The sequence below is a fragment of the Paenibacillus bouchesdurhonensis genome, from assembly GCF_900155685.1.
In the GTDB taxonomy this organism is placed as follows: domain Bacteria; phylum Bacillota; class Bacilli; order Paenibacillales; family Paenibacillaceae; genus Fontibacillus; species Fontibacillus bouchesdurhonensis.
Genome location: NZ_LT732548.1, coordinates 3387684 through 3405125, shown reverse-complemented (window position 1 = coordinate 3405125; position 17442 = coordinate 3387684). Strand labels below are relative to the sequence as shown.

The following is a 17442-nucleotide window of genomic DNA, read 5'->3' as shown; positions in this document are numbered from 1 at the left end:
GAAGGCCCGTGTCTAATTTTCCAAGTGTTTCCTGGCCAGGTTATTCATCAACAAATGTGACAAGCAAGAGCAATGAGGATAACCAGACGCTGGGCAAAGATCAGTTTCTAAAAATACTGATTACCCAGCTGCAAAATCAGGATCCGATGCAGCCGCTTCAAGATAAAGAGTTTATTGCCCAAATGGCGACATTCACCTCCGTTGAGCAGCTAATGAACATTTCTAAACAGCTGGATGTCATGAACCAGTCTTTAGGAACAGTTTCTGGACTCATCGGCAAGAGAGTTTCTTGGATCGAAACGGAGTATACCGGTGAATACGATATTAAGACAGGTGAAAAGTCTGTTACCTCAAGCGGCAGCGGTATAGTAGAAGGAATCGTGATCCGGAATAATGTTCAATATGCTAAAGTTGGAGCCAAAGAAATTAAGCTGTCGGACATTCTCGAAATTGATGAAGTTCCAGAGGAAACGCCTCCTGGGAATATCGAAACACCTGGAAGTCCAACTGATCCAACACCAGAATCGGCAAATGAGACTCCAAGTACAGAGGCACCAGGCATTCCTGCGGATAACTCAACCGAATCTGGCTCAGAGCAGTCTGGAGCTCAGAACAGCTCTGCAAACGGAGCTGATACCCCATGAATGATCCCATCCGCATAGGCAGCCTGTATCCCGGACGAATTCAACCGAATGCGTTGCATCAGGTTAAAAATTCGGGATTGCCTAAATCGCAGGATACAACGTTTCAAGAGATGCTGCAGGATCGCCTGCTTCATTTCAGTAATCATGCGGTGAAACGACTCGAACAACGCGGTATTCGACTACAGCCCGAGCAGCTGCATCAGATTGAATCTGCTATCGACAACGCTGCAGCTAAAGGAGCCAAGGATTCGCTCATTTTAATGAAGGATATGGCTCTTATCGTGAATGTGCATAATCGGACGGTAGTCACTGCGATGGACGGCAGCAGCATGAGGGACAATGTGTTCACACAAATTGATAGTGCTGTTATTATCTCTTAATTGGCTGGCCCGGAAACGGAGAGCCGACAAGTCACGGATCGACTGAAGTGGCTTTTAGCAAACACCATTCCAAGGAGGAATAGAGTAAATGTTAAGATCGATGTATTCGGGCGTATCTGGAATGCGCGGATTTCAAACGAAACTGGACGTTATCGGTAACAACATCGCTAACGTTAACACTGTAGGTTTTAAGGCAGGACGGGTCATGTTTAAGGATATTATGAGCCAGACGATATCCGGAGTTACTGCCCCTACAGATGATGGAGCCGGCGGGATCAATGCGAAGCAGGTCGGACTAGGGGTATCGATTGGTTCTATCGATACACTTCATACTGCAGGTAGCGCGATGACAACGAACAATCCGTTAGATTTGCGAATTGACGGGGACGGATTTTTCATGGTGACCCTGTCTGAAGATCAGGAGGTACCGTTTTTGACTCGGGCAGGGGACTTTCATCTCGACGCTGCCCGCCAGTTGGTAACTTCGGACGGTTTGCGTGTATGGAGTGCGGACGGAGGGCCGCTTGAGGCCTTGGATGAAGGCGTGGTTGCCTTTACGATAGCCCAAGATGGTACGATCATGCAAAAAATGGAGGATGGCGAGATTGTAGCTGGTGAAATCATCGGAGTGGCACGCGTTGTTAACCCGGAAGGTTTGGAGAAAATCGGTGGTAACTTGTACCGCTTGACGCCGAATGCCAACATGGATGATCTTGAACCAGCGGCAGGGAACGATCCTGAGGCTGGAACTGGCGCGATTATTTCGGGTCAACTCGAAATGTCCAACGTCGACCTTACAGGAGAATTTACTGAAATGATCGTGGCTCAGCGCGGATTCCAAGCTAACTCTCGAATAATTACGACATCCGATGAAGTGCTGCAGGAAGTCGTAAACCTGAAGCGTTAAACTATTGATTAGCGGGGGAGGATAAGCTCCCTCCTCCGCCTAATTTTTCGATTACGGATTCCCGTCTCGAATGGAGGGTTAGCATGATATCTGTAACACGCTTGAATGGAACACAGGCATGGCTGAATGCCATTATGATTGAGTCAGTGGAAGAAACTCCTGATACATATGTAACCCTCATTACGGGCAAGCGTATGATCGTGCTGGAGAAGGCAACCGACATCATCGCGAAGGTGAACGAATACTACAGTGAGATCGGTATCCATGCAGCAACCATTAAAGTGCAACAAACGGAGGAATAGTCATGAAGAAAATGGCGCCTTGGCTCATTACGATGTTACTCGCAATTACATTAATCGTAATGGCAGCTTTCCTGCTGGTGAATCAATTTACTAAGCCTTCCCCAGGCAATGAGGTAAACCAAGCCGTACAAAATGTAGGCCAGCCTGCAAATTTATCAGCGGATGAATTAGTGAAAGTCACCTCGGCAATCGATGGAATCAAAACGAATTTATCGGATCCGAACTATGTAGTAGTCATGAACTTTGCATTCCAATTGGATCGGGAAATGTCCAAAGAATCTTTTGACAAGATTAAAGAATTCAAAATTAAGCCAATCATTATTAAGACGCTTGCCGATACGAAACCAGAGGATTTGATCGGTGCAAAGGGTAAAGATAACTTAAGCACGAAATTATTGAATTTGATCAATACATCGCTACCTGAAGGGAAATTGATTCAAATCGATATTACAGAATTCATAATGACAACAATTTAGGGCGATATCGATAGATTAGATCCTTGAAGGGGGTGAGATGTTTGGTAGATGTGTTATCGCAGAACGAAATCGATGCTTTGCTCGCCGCGTTGTCTTCCGGTGAAATGGATGCAGAGGAACTGAAAAAGGAAGAAACGCAGAAGAAAATCCGGGCTTATGATTTCAAAAGAGCGGTGAGATTTTCCAAGGATCATATCCGCAGTCTAACTCGAATTCACGAGAATTTCGCGAGGTTTCTTACCACGTATTTCTCAGCGCAGCTTCGTACATTTGTTCAGATCAACGTAGTTCAAGTTGAGCAGCTGCCTTACGATGAATTTATACGGTCTATACCGAAGATGACGATACTTAACATTTTTGAAGCAGAGCCATTGGAAGGAAGAATGGTGCTCGAAGTTCACCCAAACGTCGCATTCGCCATGTTGGACAGACTGCTTGGCGGGATCGGGATTGCTCCTTCCAAAATCGGGTCTCTTACTGAAATTGAGACCATCATTATGGAACGTATTTTTAGCCGAGCCTTTGATAGTCTTCAGGAAGCTTGGAAGACTGTCATTGACATTAGTCCGCGAATGGAAGGGTTGGAGACGAATCCCCAGTTTATGCAGATCGTTTCGCCCAACGAGACGATTGCGCTCATTTCGCTGAGTACTAAAATCGGTGATACTACAGGGATGATCAACCTATGTATTCCGCATGTTGTTATCGAGCCGATCATGCCGAAGCTCTCGGTTCATCACTGGTTCGTATCCCAGAAGAAATCACGCGCTCCCGAAGAGGTTAATGCGCTTCGAAATCGCGTGAACAAAGCTAAACTGCCGATCATTGCTGAGCTTGGTGAGTCACAGATTACGATTCAAGAGTTCTTAGGATTATCAGTCGGGGATGTCATTTCCTTGAATAAACCTGTACATGATGGACTCGCTATAAGAATCGGCGATAGATTGAAATTTATCGGCAGTCCGGGTACGATCAAAGACCGAGTAGCCGTCCAAATTGATGAAATTGTCAGCGAAGGAGTTGAGGAACTTGACGAGTAAAGATTACTTATCCCAAGAGGAAATTGACGCTTTGCTTAAGCAGGCGAATAGCGATACACCTTCTGAACCAACGGTTGATGATTACTTGACACCGCTGGAGCAGGATGCATTGGGTGAAATCGGCAATATTACGTTTGGCAGTGCTGCCACGGCTCTATCTACTTTGTTGAATAAAAAAGTAGATATTACAACCCCGAAGGTTTCTATTATTACGCGATCTCAATTCGAGACGGAGTTTCCGAAGCCGCATGTAGCCATTCATGTGCAATACGTAGATGGATTTGAAGGTATCAATTCGCTGATCATTAAGACCAGAGACGCCCAGGTTATCGCAGATCTTATGCTGGGTGGAGAAGGTAATCCGGCTGAGGAAGAATTGAATGATATTCATATCAGTGCCGTTCAAGAAGCGATGAATCAAATGATGGGTTCCTCCGCGACATCGATGTCGACAATATTTAACCGGTTCGTGAATATTTCACCGCCGGGAATCGATATTCTGAATATGTCGAATGGAACCGGGGTGGGGAGTCTGCCCCCCGATGAGACACTCATTAAAATTTCATTTAGACTTACTATCGGAGATTTGATTGATTCGACGATCATGCAGCTTCTTACGGTACAGTTCTCGAAAGAGATGGTAGACAGCCTAATCAACGGAGCGGTTTCAGAGTCATCTTCCATGGAGAGCGCAGTTGCTTCTGCACCAGCCCCAACGCCTGCAGCGGCACCGACCCCAACGCCTGCTCCTACACCAGCGGCTTCACCTCCATCCTATGATGAGATGCCTGCATATGCAGAACCGCAGATGCCGGCCGCCGGACAGGCGCCGATGATGCCTCCGATGCAGGAGCAGGGCTATTATCCGCCACCACAAGGCCGTCCGTACAGTGAGCCGCAGCACTATGGAGGAATGCAAGGGCGCAATTTAAATGTGCAGCCGGTGCAATTCGCAAATTTTGGAGCTTCTGCCTACGGTCAAGCGGATGATAATAATCTAAATTTACTGATGGACATTCCCCTTAAAGTCACCGTAGAATTAGGAAGGACCCAGAAGCAAATTAAGGATATCCTGGAATTGTCTCAGGGCTCGATTATCGAGTTGGACAAGCTAGCCGGTGAGCCAGTAGATATTCTAGTGAACAACAAGTTGATCGCCAAGGGCGAAGTTGTCGTCATTGATGAAAACTTTGGAGTTCGCGTGACAGATATTGTCAGTCAATGGGACCGGATTCAAAAATTACAATAGTAGAAGTTTAGGGAGGATTTTAAATCAATGGCAAACCGAATTCTAATCGTAGACGATGCTGCTTTTATGAGAATGATGATCCGCGACATTTTAACGAAAAACGGATTCGAGGTTGTAGGAGAAGCACAAGACGGCGCACAAGCTGTCGAGAAATTTAAGGAACTGCATCCAGACCTCGTTACCATGGACATCACGATGCCTGAAATGGACGGCATTGCCGCGCTTAAAGAAATCAAACAACTAGATCCAAACGCGAAGGTCATTATGTGCTCGGCTATGGGCCAACAGGCTATGGTCATCGATGCGATTCAAGCCGGTGCCAAGGACTTCATCGTTAAACCGTTTCAATCCGACCGGGTTATTGAAGCAATCAATAAGACGTTAGGCTTGTAGGACATCAGTGATGAACTCGAATCAGCCGGATTACCAGCAGATTGGCAGCGAAATTAGTATTTGGGGTAACCTGCTAACGGTTATCGTTGTGCTGGCGATCATCATTGTTTTAATCGTGTTATTAATTCGTTTCCTTGGTAAAAGAAACCGTTATTTGTCCCAAAGCCGATCGATCCGCACGCTGGGGGCCGTCGGTCTGGGGCCAAATAAATCTTTGCAAGTTATTGAAATCGGAGGGAATGTCTACCTTGTCGGAGTCGGCGAAGACATTTCCTTAGTGGATAAAATAAGCGATCCGGAACAACTGGCGTTATTGCATCAGGCATTTGCGGAAGAGGCGGCTGAGTTTCCAGGCCTGGCTTCCGTCATAGGCAACTTTGTTTCTCGTTTTCGCAAACCTTCTCCAGAGGAGGAGGAGCTAGACGAGACGACATTCCACGAAGTGTTTCAGTCGCAGCTAAGAAAGATGCCTACCCGGAAACAGCAAGTGGAGGAGCTCCTTCAGGACAAGGAAGAACAATCTACAGATCGGTTGAGGAATTCATGAAGAAAAAGGTCTTTATTGTAGGATTATTGCTTGCGTTATGGAGTGCGCTGACTGTGTCGGCCGCTTCGGCCGCGCCAGTGAATCCGATACCGGATATCGGAATTCAAATTGGGAATTCAGATGGGCAGCCGGGGACGAGCTCGCTATCTCTCATTTTGCTCATTACGGTACTGAGTATCGCGCCGGCGATTCTTGTCCTTATGACGAGCTTTACGAGAATTGTCATTGTACTTGGATTTGTGCGGAACTCCTTGGGGACGCAACAAATGCCCCCCAATCAAGTCCTAGTTGGCCTAGCGCTGTTTCTAACTCTGTTCGTGATGAGTCCAACGTTGTCTACGATAAATGAAGTAGCTTTACAGCCTTATATTAAAGGCGAGCTGACGCAGACAGAAGCTCTAGATAAAGCGGCTGTGCCCATGAAGAAGTTTATGTACACGCACACTCGTCCCAAGGATCTGCAGTTATTTATGAGTTATACCAAAACTGAGAAACCTGCCAGTTACGAGGATTTGCCGATTTCCGTCTTGGTGCCTGCGTTTGCAATTAGCGAGCTTAAAACGGCATTTCAAATGGGCTTCATGATATTTATCCCATTTCTCATTATAGATATCGTCGTAGCAAGTGTGTTGATGGCGATGGGGATGATGATGCTGCCACCGGTGATGATATCACTTCCGTTCAAAATCTTGCTATTCGTTCTAGTCGACGGTTGGTATCTTGTCGTGAAATCGTTGCTAGTAAGCTTTAGTCCTTAGCCGGAATGCGGCGAAGCTAGCGTCCCGAATTCCGGCCCATAACAAGGAATAGATGACATCAAATATAGGGGGAAGACGGATGAATACGGATTTTATAGTCGGGTTGGCCGGACAGGCGGTTTATACCGTTCTAAAGGTGAGTGCGCCGATGTTAGTCATTGGCTTGTCGGTCGGGCTAATAGTGAGTATATTCCAGGCGACGACTCAAATCCAGGAACAGACGCTTGCATTCGTTCCTAAAATAATCGCCGTCTTACTTGCCCTGCTGCTATTTGGGCCCTGGATTTTGACGACTATGGTTGATTTTACCTACGGCATTTTAAACAATCTTTCTAATTATATCGGTTAGGCGTAAAAGATTATGGAGACTTTGTTGCAAGGAATTTCAGTTTTTTTACTCATTTTTTGTCGAATGACTGCGTTTTTTGTAGTTGCACCGATATTTTCATCACGCGGTGTTCCTAACACATTCAAGATCGGCTTGTCGGCTGCGATTGCTTTATTGATTGTAATCATTCAAGGTGTCAATCATGCTCTTCCGACAGATCTCAGCTATCTTCTATACGTTATTCGCGAATTGCTGATCGGATTGCTGATGGGATATGTCGCGCTCCTATTATTTACGGTTATTCAGATGGCAGGATCCTTTATCGACATTCAGATGGGGTTTGGGATCGTTAACGTCATCGATCCCATGACTGGTGCATCAGCACCGGTGCTTGGTAATTTCAAGTATATTATTGCTACCTTACTATTCCTATCGATGAATGGTCATTACTATCTACTGGATGCGGTCATCCGCAGTTATAACTGGATGCCGTTGTCCAATGAATTGTTCCAGAGAATATATCATGGAAATATTGCCGAATTTCTGGCTAGAACATTTAGTCAAGCGTTCCTGCTATCATTCCAACTAGCAGCACCTCTGGTTGTTGCTTTGTTTATAACCGATGTGGCGCTTGGTTTTTTGGCTCGAACGGCTCCCCAATTCAACGTCTTTGTGATCGGGATACCGCTCAAAATTTTGGTTGGATTAGCGATGCTGCTTTTGCTAGTTCCCAGCTTTATTTATGCGTTTGAGAATTTGTTTCATGTGTTGTTCAAATCGCTGCATAATTTGTTCGGTACGATCGGGGAAAGGCCGAAGTAAGATAGGGGGATCGTTATGTCGTTCCGGTATGCGCTGGATCTGCAGTTGTTTGCCGGTGAGAAAACAGAGAAGGCCACGCCTAAGAAACGGCAGGACGCCCGGAAGAAAGGCCAAGTTGCCAAAAGTCAGGACTTATCAGGCTCAGTCGTGTTGCTATCCGCATTTTTAAGCCTGTTAATGTTCGGGGGATATATGAAGGAACGACTGATTGCACTTTTTTCTGACGTGTATTTTCACCGGTTGAACATGGACGTTACACAGGAAAATGTGATGACGATGTTTGGAGACTATGCGGTTCAGATTTTGTTGTTATTGGCTCCCGTACTTCTTGTTATCGTCGTCATGGCCGCCGTAGCGAACTACGCACAGGTTGGCTTTCTTCTAACGGGTGAACCGTTAAAAATGCAAATTAAAAAACTGAATCCTATTGAAGGTTTCAAAAGAATTTTCTCCATGCGTTCGTTAGTTGAGTTTCTGAAATCCCTGCTCAAATTAACAATCATTGGTTACTTGGTTTATTCGACGATTTGGGGGGAACGAGGCAATATAGCTTCCTTAGGACATGTTACGATTGAGGACGCATTTTATTTTACATCGAAACTAACGATGAACTTGGGATTAAAGATTGGTGCAGCGTTGTTTGTACTGTCGGTTCTCGATTATTTGTATCAAAAGTATGATCACGAGAAAAATTTAAGAATGTCGAAACAGGACATCAAGGACGAGTACAAGAAAATGGAAGGCGATCCGCTGATCAAAGGTAAAATACGTGAAAGACAGCGCCGTATGGCGCTGCAGCGTATGATGCAGGAAGTACCTAAAGCGGATGTTATCATTACAAACCCGACCCATTTTGCCGTTGCCCTGAAATATGAGGGCTCAGAAATGGAGGCCCCACAAGTCGTTGCCAAGGGTCAGGATTACGTCGCTCTCCGTATTCGAGAAATCGCTAAGGAACACGGCGTTATTATTATGGAAAACAAGCCGCTGGCGCGTGCATTGTTCCAAAGAGCGGAAATCGGGGATTCGATTCCTGCAGATTTGTTTCAAGCCGTAGCCGAAGTGCTGGCTTACGTATATAGAATGAAAGGTAAGAGTAAATAATGGACGGGATCGGAGGCGGAGCCATGAAGAAGGCTAAAGATTTACTTGTACTTATAGGAATTATCGGCATCGTTCTATTAATGATTCTTCCGATCCCGACTTGGCTGCTGGATATTCTTCTCATTATCAATATATCCATCGCGCTTATGATCCTGCTTGTTGCAATGAATACGAAGGAAGCATTGCAGTTCTCCATCTTCCCGGCAATGCTCCTCATAACCACCTTGTTCCGGCTAGCGTTGAACGTATCGACAACGAAGCTGATTCTAGGGCAGGCGGAAGCTGGGGACGTCGTTGCGACATTTGGAACTTGGGTATCTCAGGGCCAGCCAGTTGTCGGATTTATCGTATTCCTTATTCTAGTTGTCGTTCAATTTATCGTTATTACGAAGGGCTCAGAGCGCGTAGCGGAAGTCGCGGCACGCTTCACCTTGGATGCGATGCCTGGTAAGCAAATGAGTATCGATGCTGATTTGAATGCCGGTTTGATTAACGAACAGCAGGCTAGGGATCGCCGGCGCAAGATCGAAAGAGAGTCGGATTTCTATGGAGCTATGGACGGGGCGAGCAAGTTCGTCAAAGGTGACGCCATTGCTAGTATTATTATTCTCCTCATCAACCTAATCGGCGGCTTTATTATTGGAATGTCGATTCATGGCATGCCATTCCAAGAGGCGCTTTCTACTTATTCATTGCTTACGATTGGGGACGGGCTTGTCAGCCAGATTCCAGCCCTTTTAATTTCGACGGCAGCGGGTCTTATCGTTACCCGGGCTTCGTCGGAAGGGAATTTGGCCGAGGATATTACAGGTCAGCTATTCTCTTATCCTAAGCTGGTATATATTGTTGCTGGAACCATAGCCCTATTGGGACTATTCACACCTATCGGGCCAATTACGACGTTGCCCTTTGCTGGAATGTTAATCTTTGCGGCCTACAGGATGCAGAAAAATCTGGATCGCCGTCAAATCGAACAGGAGCAGGAAGAGGAGGAGCAGCAAATCGAAGAGGTTCGCAGTCCAGAAAGTGTTATCAATCTGCTGCAGGTCGACCCTATTGAATTTGAATTCGGATATGGCTTGATCCCGCTTGCGGATACCGGACAAGGTGGGGATTTACTAGACAGAATCATTATGATTCGACGGCAATGTGCCCTGGAAATGGGGCTTGTAGTACCCGTTATTCGTATTCGCGACAATATTCAACTAAAACCGAATGAATATGTGATCAAAATTAAAGGAAATATCGTTGGCGGTGGTGAATTACTACTTAATCACTATTTGGCAATGAGTCCTGGGATGGATGATGATTCGATTACGGGTATAGAGACCCAGGAGCCTGCCTTTGGATTACCGGCGCTTTGGATTGATGAATCAACCAAAGACCGGGCGGAGTTATCAGGCTATACCGTAGTAGATCCGCCATCCGTTGTTGCTACTCATCTTACTGAAATGATCAAGAAGCATGCCCATGAGCTTCTGGGCAGACAAGAGACGAAGACGCTTGTCGATAATCTTAGAGACAATTACGCCGTTCTTGTCGATGAGCTTATCCCTTCCGTCCTTTCTATCGGAGATGTGCAGAAAGTGTTGGCCAAGTTGCTGCGTGAGAAAATATCCATTCGCGATATGGTGACCATTTTTGAGACGCTCGCCGATTACGGTACGTATACGAAGGATCCTGACGTATTGACCGAATATGTACGGCAGGCGTTGTCCAGACAAATTACGCAGCAATACACGCAGCAAGGCGAGACGATGAGGGTCATTACAGTAGGTCCTACGCTCGAGAAGAAAATTGCCGAGAGTGTACAGCAGACCGACCAGGGCAGTTACTTAGCCCTTGATCCAGCCTCTACTCAAACGGTCTACCAGAAACTGACGGAGCAAATCAACCGGCTGATTCAATCCGGACAGCAGCCGATTGTCCTGACGTCACCGACGATCCGCATGTATTTACGACAGGTGATCGAGCGGACGATGCAAGACATCCCTGTACTGTCCTATAGTGAGCTAGAGCCGAATGTCGAAATTCAGAGTGTCGGAGTGGTGAACTTATGAGAGTAAAACGGTATATCGTCGACACAATGCCTGATGCGATGCAGAAAATTCGCGATGAACTTGGAAAAGATGCCGTTATTCTAAGCACAAAGGAGCTAAAAATCGGCGGATTTCTAGGCATGTTTCATAAGAAAAAGATTGAGGTCATTGCTGCATCTGAAAGCAAGGAGTCTATAGTGCCGAAAGGGAAACCTTCTCGGCCCGTCGTTCCTGCTCCCTCGATTCCGTCGATTGCACCCCAAGCTGTACCGCAGGCTTATCGCAAATCCACGTTGATGATGTCGCAGGGTACGAACAACTCACAGCCTTCCATAACTATGGAGAAAGAGGAAATTTTAGAGGACAATCGGTTGTCGGCGGCTGTGCTTGCTGCCGCCAAGGAAGACCTCTCTCTATCGAGAGATGAACGCAATCCATTGTTGACGCAGAACGCTGACTCAGCGAAGCTTAGCGCCGTAAGCGAGAAGGAGCAAATTAGCACCCCGCCAGTGCAAACAAACCATGCCAGGGAAGATCGACTGTTCATAGAAATAGAGCAGATGAAGATGCTCATGTCTAAGCTCGCCCGCTTCCAGGAGGGTCTGCCCGAACTGCCTGAACCTCTGAACGAAGTGAAAGAGCGGCTCGTGGAGCAAGAGGTGAACGACGAACTCGTCGATCTATGGATTGACGACACCTATAAACTGTGGGAGAACGGCGAGAAGACGATGAGCGGTGAGGAGCTGATCTCCTCAGTAAGAACGAGCGCGGAGTCATTCATGGAGGGCCGCATCGGAAACGGCATTCAAGACGGAACTAAAGTGGTTTATATTGTCGGACCAACGGGGGTCGGTAAAACGACAACTATAGCTAAGCTTGCTGCAGATCAAATTTTTCGCCTCCGCAAAAAGGTCGGATTTATAACGGCGGATACGTATCGCATTTCGGCAATTGAACAGTTGCGCACCTATGCTTCAATCTTGAATGTACCGCTAGAGGTTGTCCAATCTCCAGGCGATGTGCAGAGAGCTATGCAGCGGTTGCAGCATTGTGATTTGATTCTGATGGACACGGCAGGTAGGAATTATCTCAATGAGCTATATGTGGCAGAGCTGCACAGCCTGCTAAGCCCTACAGAACAAAGCGAAACTTATTTAGTGCTTAGCTTAACTTCCAAAAGTCGGGATATGAAGAAAATTACCGAGCACTTCAGCAAATACGGCATCCAGAAGGTGATATTTACGAAGCTAGATGAAACGCAAAGCGTAGGACCTATTTATAACTTGCTGCATGAGTATCCCTTGCAGGTATCGTATGTAACTAACGGTCAAAATGTACCCGATGATTTGCTGACTGCGAATAATGATCTGTTCACAAATATGCTCCTAGGAGCTAATCGGACATGAATGATCAGGCCCAATCTCTTAGACGACTTGTTTCGAAGCTGGAAGGTTCGCCTGATAGGCAGGCATCCAAAGCCCACTCAGCCCGCGTGCTGACCGTAAGCAGCGGCAAGGGCGGGGTCGGGAAATCTAACTTCACATTGAATTTTGCCCTTGCTCTAAAAACGCTGGGCCGCAAAGTGCTTATCTTTGATGCAGATATCGGCATGGCGAATATCGATGTGCTTATGGGCGTTCGAGCAAGATACAACTTATATCATTTGTTAAAAGGCGAGAGAAATCTAGAGGAGATCATCGAGCTTGGGTCAAACGGTTTGCCCTTCATTGCAGGCGGATCGGGAATGGCGGACTTGTTTACTTTATCGGAATCCGATCTGAACTATTTTACATCCCAAATCGAAGATATTTCAGAGAAGATGGATTATATCATTTTCGATACGGGTGCAGGCTTGTCCAAAGAAACCGTCAAATTTATTACCGCAGCCGATGAATGCATTGTAGTAACAACGCCTGAACCGACATCGATCACTGATGCTTACGCTTTAATCAAAGTCGTTCACGGCATGGAGCAGGAAGTACCGTTTCGGCTAGTCATTAACCGCGTTTCGAATCAGCAGGAGGCACAGCAGGTTACCGATAAGCTGTCTCTAGTAGCCAAACGTTTTCTCGATATGGAAATTCCAATGCTTGGACATATCCATGATGATCCTCATGTCATGCAGGCGGTGAAGAAACAAATCCCATTTTCAACCGCATTTCCTAGCTGTGCAGCTGCACGTGATATTCAACGTTTGGCTATGAAATTTTTAGAAGTTCCACAGGTGGGGCAAAAGGATACCTTGACAGGAATCAAAGGATTTATGCACAGATGGCTAAAACGCACAAAATGATTCTGTATTAAGGAACAGGGGTGGGACGATGGCTTACCGAATTATGGTGGTTGATGATTCTGCTTTTATGAGGAAGATCGTGTCAGACTTAATTGAGCAGGATCCCGCATTCAAAGTAATCGGCACTGCTCGGAATGGGCGCGAGGCCATTGAACAAATTGCTGTACTATCACCGGATTTGGTCACAATGGATGTGGAAATGCCGGAGCTGAACGGTTTGGATGCTCTGAAAATCATAATGGAACGTCATCCGCTTCCTGTCATTATGCTATCTGGAATTAATGAGCAGGGCATGCGGGAGACGATCATGGCATTGGAGCTTGGCGCCTTCGATTTCATTCGCAAGCCATCCGCATCTACGAATACGCATGACATCGGGCAGGTGAGACGCGAGCTCCATGAACAGATTCGAACGGCTATGCTGATGAAAGAGCGTAAAGCCGCAAGGGAGTCCGCAATACAGATCGAAGTCGCGCAATCTTCGCGGCCGGGGATCAAGGATAATTCGCCGCGGACAGCGGATGCCGATTTGAGAAAAGCACCGAGTAATCCTAAGCGCGAACGAGGGGCGACTAGCCGAGGAATAAATCAAGGGATGCCGGCGCCAATTCGTGACCAGTCCGCAAAAATGGGACGCGCTAAGCTGGATTCTTTAAATAGAACAAGCGTTGAACCGGCAAATAAGGAATCAGCAGTCGAATCGCCAATATTCGAGTCGGCTAAAGCTAATAGTCTGGAACAACGAAGAAGCAGCTCGATAACCCCGGATCAAGGAGCCGCAAAGCTTCTAGGTTCGAAGAAAAGTGTTGCGAGATCGAATGCATCTTCTGAAGGAGAGTCAGGTACTTCAATAACGGCACCACCACAAAATCAAGGGAAATTGAACCTAGGAAACAGCAGAACGGATTTTACAGATATTGTCGCCATCGGCACATCAACGGGCGGGCCTAGAGCATTAAAGGCTGTGCTGGAGAAAATACCTCGCAACTTTCCGGCGCCTATCGTGATCGTGCAGCACATGCCGCCGAACTTTACCAAGTCACTTGCTCAGCGGTTAAACAGTCTGAGTCCATTGCATGTGGTGGAGGCAGAAGAAGGAATGAGGCTGCTGCCGGGTACAGCCTATATCGCACCTGGCGGATTTCATATGAGTGTCATCAACGGTGCAGATGGGTACAAGGTAATCCTGAGTAGTCAGGGGCCGAGGAACGGTCACCGACCATCCGTGGAGGTGTTGTATGAGTCGTTGCTGCCGCTAAAATCCCTGAAGAGGCATATTGTGCTTTTAACAGGTATGGGCAGTGACGGGGCAAAAGCCATGAAACAGTTGTACGAGGCTGGAGTAACTTCTACTATTGCCGAAAGCGAAGAGACTTGCGTCGTATACGGCATGCCGCGATCAGCGATTGAAATGAATTGTGTAAGCCATGTTTTACCGTTACAAGAAATTGGCCCCAAGCTTGTACAAGTAGTGAAATAAGGAATCTCTTAGAGGAGGTGCCTCACCATGGACATGAATCAGTATTTATCCATGTTTATCGATGAGTCCAACGATCATTTGCAATCATTAAACGAGAATATGCTAGAACTAGAAAAAGCTCCTGACGATATCGGAATTGTGCAAATCATTTTCCGGTCGGCACATACCCTGAAAGGGATGGCTGCAACGATGGGCTTCGAGGATTTATCCTCGCTGACTCATCAGATGGAGAATGTTCTTGATCTGGTACGCAATGATAAGTTGAAAATGCAGGATCATATTTTTGACACGCTGTTCAAAAGTCTGGATGCCCTGCAAATGATGGTTCAGGATATTACGCAAGGCGGCGATGGCAAAGCAGATGTTCAATCTATCGTTGCTTCACTTCAGGCGATCGTTCGCGGTGAGGTTCCTGGAGGGACGGACAGCGGCGCGTCTGCGCAACAAGCGCCGGTTTCGGCAGCGATCAACAACGGTATCCAACTGGACGAATTCCAGCATTCCGTTCTAGAGCAATCGATTTCGGAAGGCCATAAAGTATTGTACATCGAGGTTGCCATTCGCCAAGACTGCCAATTAAAAGCAGCACGCGCTTATCTAGTATTCGATCTGCTTGAGCACTACGGGGAAATTGTTAAATCGCATCCTTCTGTTCAAGAGATCGAGCAAGAGAAATTTGATCGCAGCTTCTCGCTGTATTACATAACGCAGAAGGAAGCTACAGAACTTCAGAGCATGATCGTGAATCTTTCTGAGATCGAATCGGCGGATGTGATGCCGCTTGATCATGAGACGCTGAATCAGCTTTCTTCCGGAGTGAAGGAAGCAGCTGCTGGAATCGCCGAAGCGCCAGCTGCTGCCGCGCCAACTCCAGCTGACGACAAGACTGCTTCTGCCGAACCGGTCTCTAAGCCGGCAGCGCAGGAAGCCAAAGGCGCTTCCCGCACCAGTGGAGGAGCTGCGCCTTCCAGAACCATACGCGTGGATATCGAACGGCTCGACGTGCTTATGAATTTGCTCAGCGAATTGTTGATTGACCGTTCGAGACTGGAGCAACTCGCTCATGAGATCAAGAGCACTGACCTGACAGAGACTGTGGAGCATATGAGCCGAGTGGGCAGTGATCTGCAGAATATAGTCCTTAAGCTGCGCATGGTTCCGATCGATACGGTATTCAGCCGTTTTCCGCGGATGGTTCGCGATGTGGCCAAATCGCTGGATAAGAAAATTGATCTGGTTATCCTTGGCGCAGAAACCGAGCTGGATCGTACAGTCATCGATGAAATCGGGGATCCACTCGTACACTTGCTTAGAAATGCGGTAGACCATGGTGTAGAGCCAACCGATCAACGAATCGCGGCAGGTAAGCCGGAGACAGGAACCGTCCAGCTCCGTGCATTCCATAGTGGTAACCATGTGTTCATCGAAATCGAGGATGACGGCGGCGGGATTGACCGCGACAAAATTCTCAGCAAAGCGCTCAAGAACGGGATCGTCACGCAAAGCGAAGCCGCTGCAATGACGGACGAGCAGGTATTCATGCTGCTGTTCGCTGCAGGCTTTAGTACGGCGGATGTCATATCAGACATTTCCGGAAGGGGAGTGGGCCTGGATGTGGTGCGCTCCAAAATCGAATCGCTCAGCGGCGATGTTTCCGTAACATCAACGCTAGGCAAAGGAACCAAGTTCTCAGTACAGCTTCCGTTGACCCTTTCTATTATTTCCGCGATGCTGATCAAAGTCGGCTCGGAGAAATATGCGATACCTCTCTCATCGATCGTCGAAACGGGAATTATTCAACGAAAGCAAATTCGCAGCGTGCATGGCTATACGATGGTGCCTTACCGTGACGCGCATATTCCGCTGCTTTCCTTAGCCAATCTGTTCGAGGTTGCTGATTTTGATGAGGATGCTGAAGAGGAAACGGAAATTGTTGTTATCCGCAAGGGAGACCGCTTAGCGGCCCTGACAGTGGAAGATTTCATCGGCCAAAGCGAGATTGTCATCAAAAACTTGGGTAAATATTTGCCTCCAGTTCAAGGCGTTGCCGGAGCGACAATTTTGGGTGATGGACAAGTGGCTCTTATTATAGATCCTAACGCATTCATTAAGTAAAGGCATTACACAAAAGCGGCAGGCAGAGCAGACGTGTCTTTGCCGCCACCATTAAGGAGGATGTTCCATGGGAGAGGAAATGAAAGTCATCGTATTTAAACTGGGTGAGGAAGAATACGGCATTGAGGTAGACAAGGTTCAGACCATTGAGCGTATGATGCCGATTACCCGCGTGCCTAAGACATACTCTTTTGTCAAGGGTGTCATCAACTTGCGCGGCGTGGTTATTCCTGTCATCGATTTGCGCGGACGCTTCGGCCTTCCAGAATCCGAGTATACGGATCAGACCCGGATCATTATCGTCGCGGTAAATGAGATGGAAGTAGGTTTTATCGTAGATTCGGCGAACGACGTTATGGATCTGAACAGCGATGTAATCGACTCCCCGCCAGATGTTGTTGGTGGAATCAAAGCAAAGTATCTACACGGTGTAGCTCGCATTTCCGAGGAGCGTCTGCTGGTCATGCTGAACCTGTCCGAGGTGTTGAACCGTTCTGAAATCATTCAATTGGAAAGTTTAGAGGGTTAAAAGGTGGATCTATTTAAAGGCTTTGCAGACTTTAAA

General features: G+C 47.0%; 19 protein-coding genes. All 19 read left to right on the top strand.

Annotated elements, in window-relative coordinates; genetic code table 11:
* The first annotated feature begins 8 nt into the window (after nt 1–8).
* The 19 genes from CZ379_RS19325 (at nt 9) to CZ379_RS19235 (ending at nt 17406) form a co-directional block, all read left to right on the top strand.
* Nucleotides 9–644 (top strand): flagellar hook capping FlgD N-terminal domain-containing protein, encoded by a 636-nt coding sequence (locus CZ379_RS19325; RefSeq protein WP_110933115.1) that lies wholly within the window; start codon nt 9–11, stop codon nt 642–644.
* On the top strand, nt 641–1024 hold the full coding sequence (locus tag CZ379_RS19320) for a TIGR02530 family flagellar biosynthesis protein (protein WP_110933114.1): 384 nt from the start codon (nt 641–643) through the stop codon (nt 1022–1024). Before CZ379_RS19325 ends, CZ379_RS19320 begins: the two co-directional genes overlap by 4 nt.
* A gap of 88 nt (nt 1025–1112) precedes the next feature.
* The gene (gene flgG / locus CZ379_RS19315; RefSeq protein WP_110933113.1) at nt 1113–1931 is read left to right on the top strand and encodes a flagellar basal body rod protein FlgG; all 819 of its coding nucleotides are present in this window, start codon (nt 1113–1115) and stop codon (nt 1929–1931) included.
* Between the two features lie 83 nt (nt 1932–2014).
* Complete coding sequence (locus tag CZ379_RS19310) at nt 2015–2233, top strand: flagellar FlbD family protein (RefSeq protein WP_110933112.1); 219 nt, start codon at nt 2015–2017, stop codon at nt 2231–2233.
* Between the two features lie 2 nt (nt 2234–2235).
* Nucleotides 2236–2709 carry a flagellar basal body-associated FliL family protein gene (locus CZ379_RS19305; RefSeq protein ID WP_110933111.1) on the top strand — a complete coding sequence of 158 codons (474 nt, stop codon included), beginning with the start codon at nt 2236–2238 and terminating at the stop codon, nt 2707–2709.
* 41 nt (nt 2710–2750) lie between these two features.
* Nucleotides 2751–3749, top strand: coding sequence for a flagellar motor switch protein FliM (gene fliM / locus CZ379_RS19300; RefSeq protein ID WP_110933110.1), 999 nt, complete (start codon nt 2751–2753; stop codon nt 3747–3749).
* Nucleotides 3739–4998, top strand: coding sequence for a flagellar motor switch phosphatase FliY (gene fliY / locus CZ379_RS19295; RefSeq protein WP_110933109.1), 1260 nt, complete (start codon nt 3739–3741; stop codon nt 4996–4998). The genes fliM and fliY overlap by 11 nt, the downstream gene beginning before the upstream one ends.
* Nucleotides 4999–5025: 27 nt before the next feature.
* On the top strand, nt 5026–5391 hold the full coding sequence (locus tag CZ379_RS19290; RefSeq protein WP_110933108.1) for a response regulator: 366 nt from the start codon (nt 5026–5028) through the stop codon (nt 5389–5391).
* 10 nt (nt 5392–5401) lie between these two features.
* Nucleotides 5402–5938 (top strand): flagellar biosynthetic protein FliO, encoded by a 537-nt coding sequence (locus tag CZ379_RS19285; RefSeq protein WP_110933107.1) that lies wholly within the window; start codon nt 5402–5404, stop codon nt 5936–5938.
* Nucleotides 5935–6696: a flagellar type III secretion system pore protein FliP gene (gene fliP / locus CZ379_RS19280; protein WP_110933106.1), complete on the top strand. Its 762-nt coding sequence runs from the start codon at nt 5935–5937 to the stop codon at nt 6694–6696. The genes CZ379_RS19285 and fliP overlap by 4 nt, the downstream gene beginning before the upstream one ends.
* A gap of 79 nt (nt 6697–6775) precedes the next feature.
* The gene (fliQ, locus tag CZ379_RS19275; RefSeq protein ID WP_110933105.1) at nt 6776–7045 is read left to right on the top strand and encodes a flagellar biosynthesis protein FliQ; all 270 of its coding nucleotides are present in this window, start codon (nt 6776–6778) and stop codon (nt 7043–7045) included.
* Nucleotides 7046–7057: 12 nt separating this feature from the next.
* The gene (gene fliR / locus CZ379_RS19270; protein WP_110933104.1) at nt 7058–7846 is read left to right on the top strand and encodes a flagellar biosynthetic protein FliR; all 789 of its coding nucleotides are present in this window, start codon (nt 7058–7060) and stop codon (nt 7844–7846) included.
* A gap of 15 nt (nt 7847–7861) precedes the next feature.
* On the top strand, nt 7862–8950 hold the full coding sequence (gene flhB / locus CZ379_RS19265) for a flagellar biosynthesis protein FlhB (RefSeq protein ID WP_110933103.1): 1089 nt from the start codon (nt 7862–7864) through the stop codon (nt 8948–8950).
* Nucleotides 8951–8973: 23 nt separating this feature from the next.
* Nucleotides 8974–11010 carry a flagellar biosynthesis protein FlhA gene (gene flhA / locus CZ379_RS19260; RefSeq protein ID WP_110934466.1) on the top strand — a complete coding sequence of 679 codons (2037 nt, stop codon included), beginning with the start codon at nt 8974–8976 and terminating at the stop codon, nt 11008–11010.
* Nucleotides 11007–12395 carry a flagellar biosynthesis GTPase FlhF gene (flhF, locus tag CZ379_RS19255; RefSeq protein WP_110933102.1) on the top strand — a complete coding sequence of 463 codons (1389 nt, stop codon included), beginning with the start codon at nt 11007–11009 and terminating at the stop codon, nt 12393–12395. Before flhA ends, flhF begins: the two co-directional genes overlap by 4 nt.
* Entirely contained in the window at nt 12392–13282 is an 891-nt protein-coding gene (locus CZ379_RS19250) for a MinD/ParA family protein (RefSeq protein WP_110933101.1), read from the top strand. The genes flhF and CZ379_RS19250 overlap by 4 nt, the downstream gene beginning before the upstream one ends.
* Before the next feature lie 28 nt (nt 13283–13310).
* Nucleotides 13311–14762, top strand: coding sequence for a protein-glutamate methylesterase/protein-glutamine glutaminase (locus CZ379_RS19245; RefSeq protein WP_110933100.1), 1452 nt, complete (start codon nt 13311–13313; stop codon nt 14760–14762).
* Between the two features lie 27 nt (nt 14763–14789).
* Nucleotides 14790–16877 carry a chemotaxis protein CheA gene (locus CZ379_RS19240; protein WP_110933099.1) on the top strand — a complete coding sequence of 696 codons (2088 nt, stop codon included), beginning with the start codon at nt 14790–14792 and terminating at the stop codon, nt 16875–16877.
* A gap of 67 nt (nt 16878–16944) precedes the next feature.
* Nucleotides 16945–17406: a chemotaxis protein CheW gene (locus CZ379_RS19235; protein WP_110933098.1), complete on the top strand. Its 462-nt coding sequence runs from the start codon at nt 16945–16947 to the stop codon at nt 17404–17406.
* Nucleotides 17407–17442: the final 36 nt, after the last annotated feature.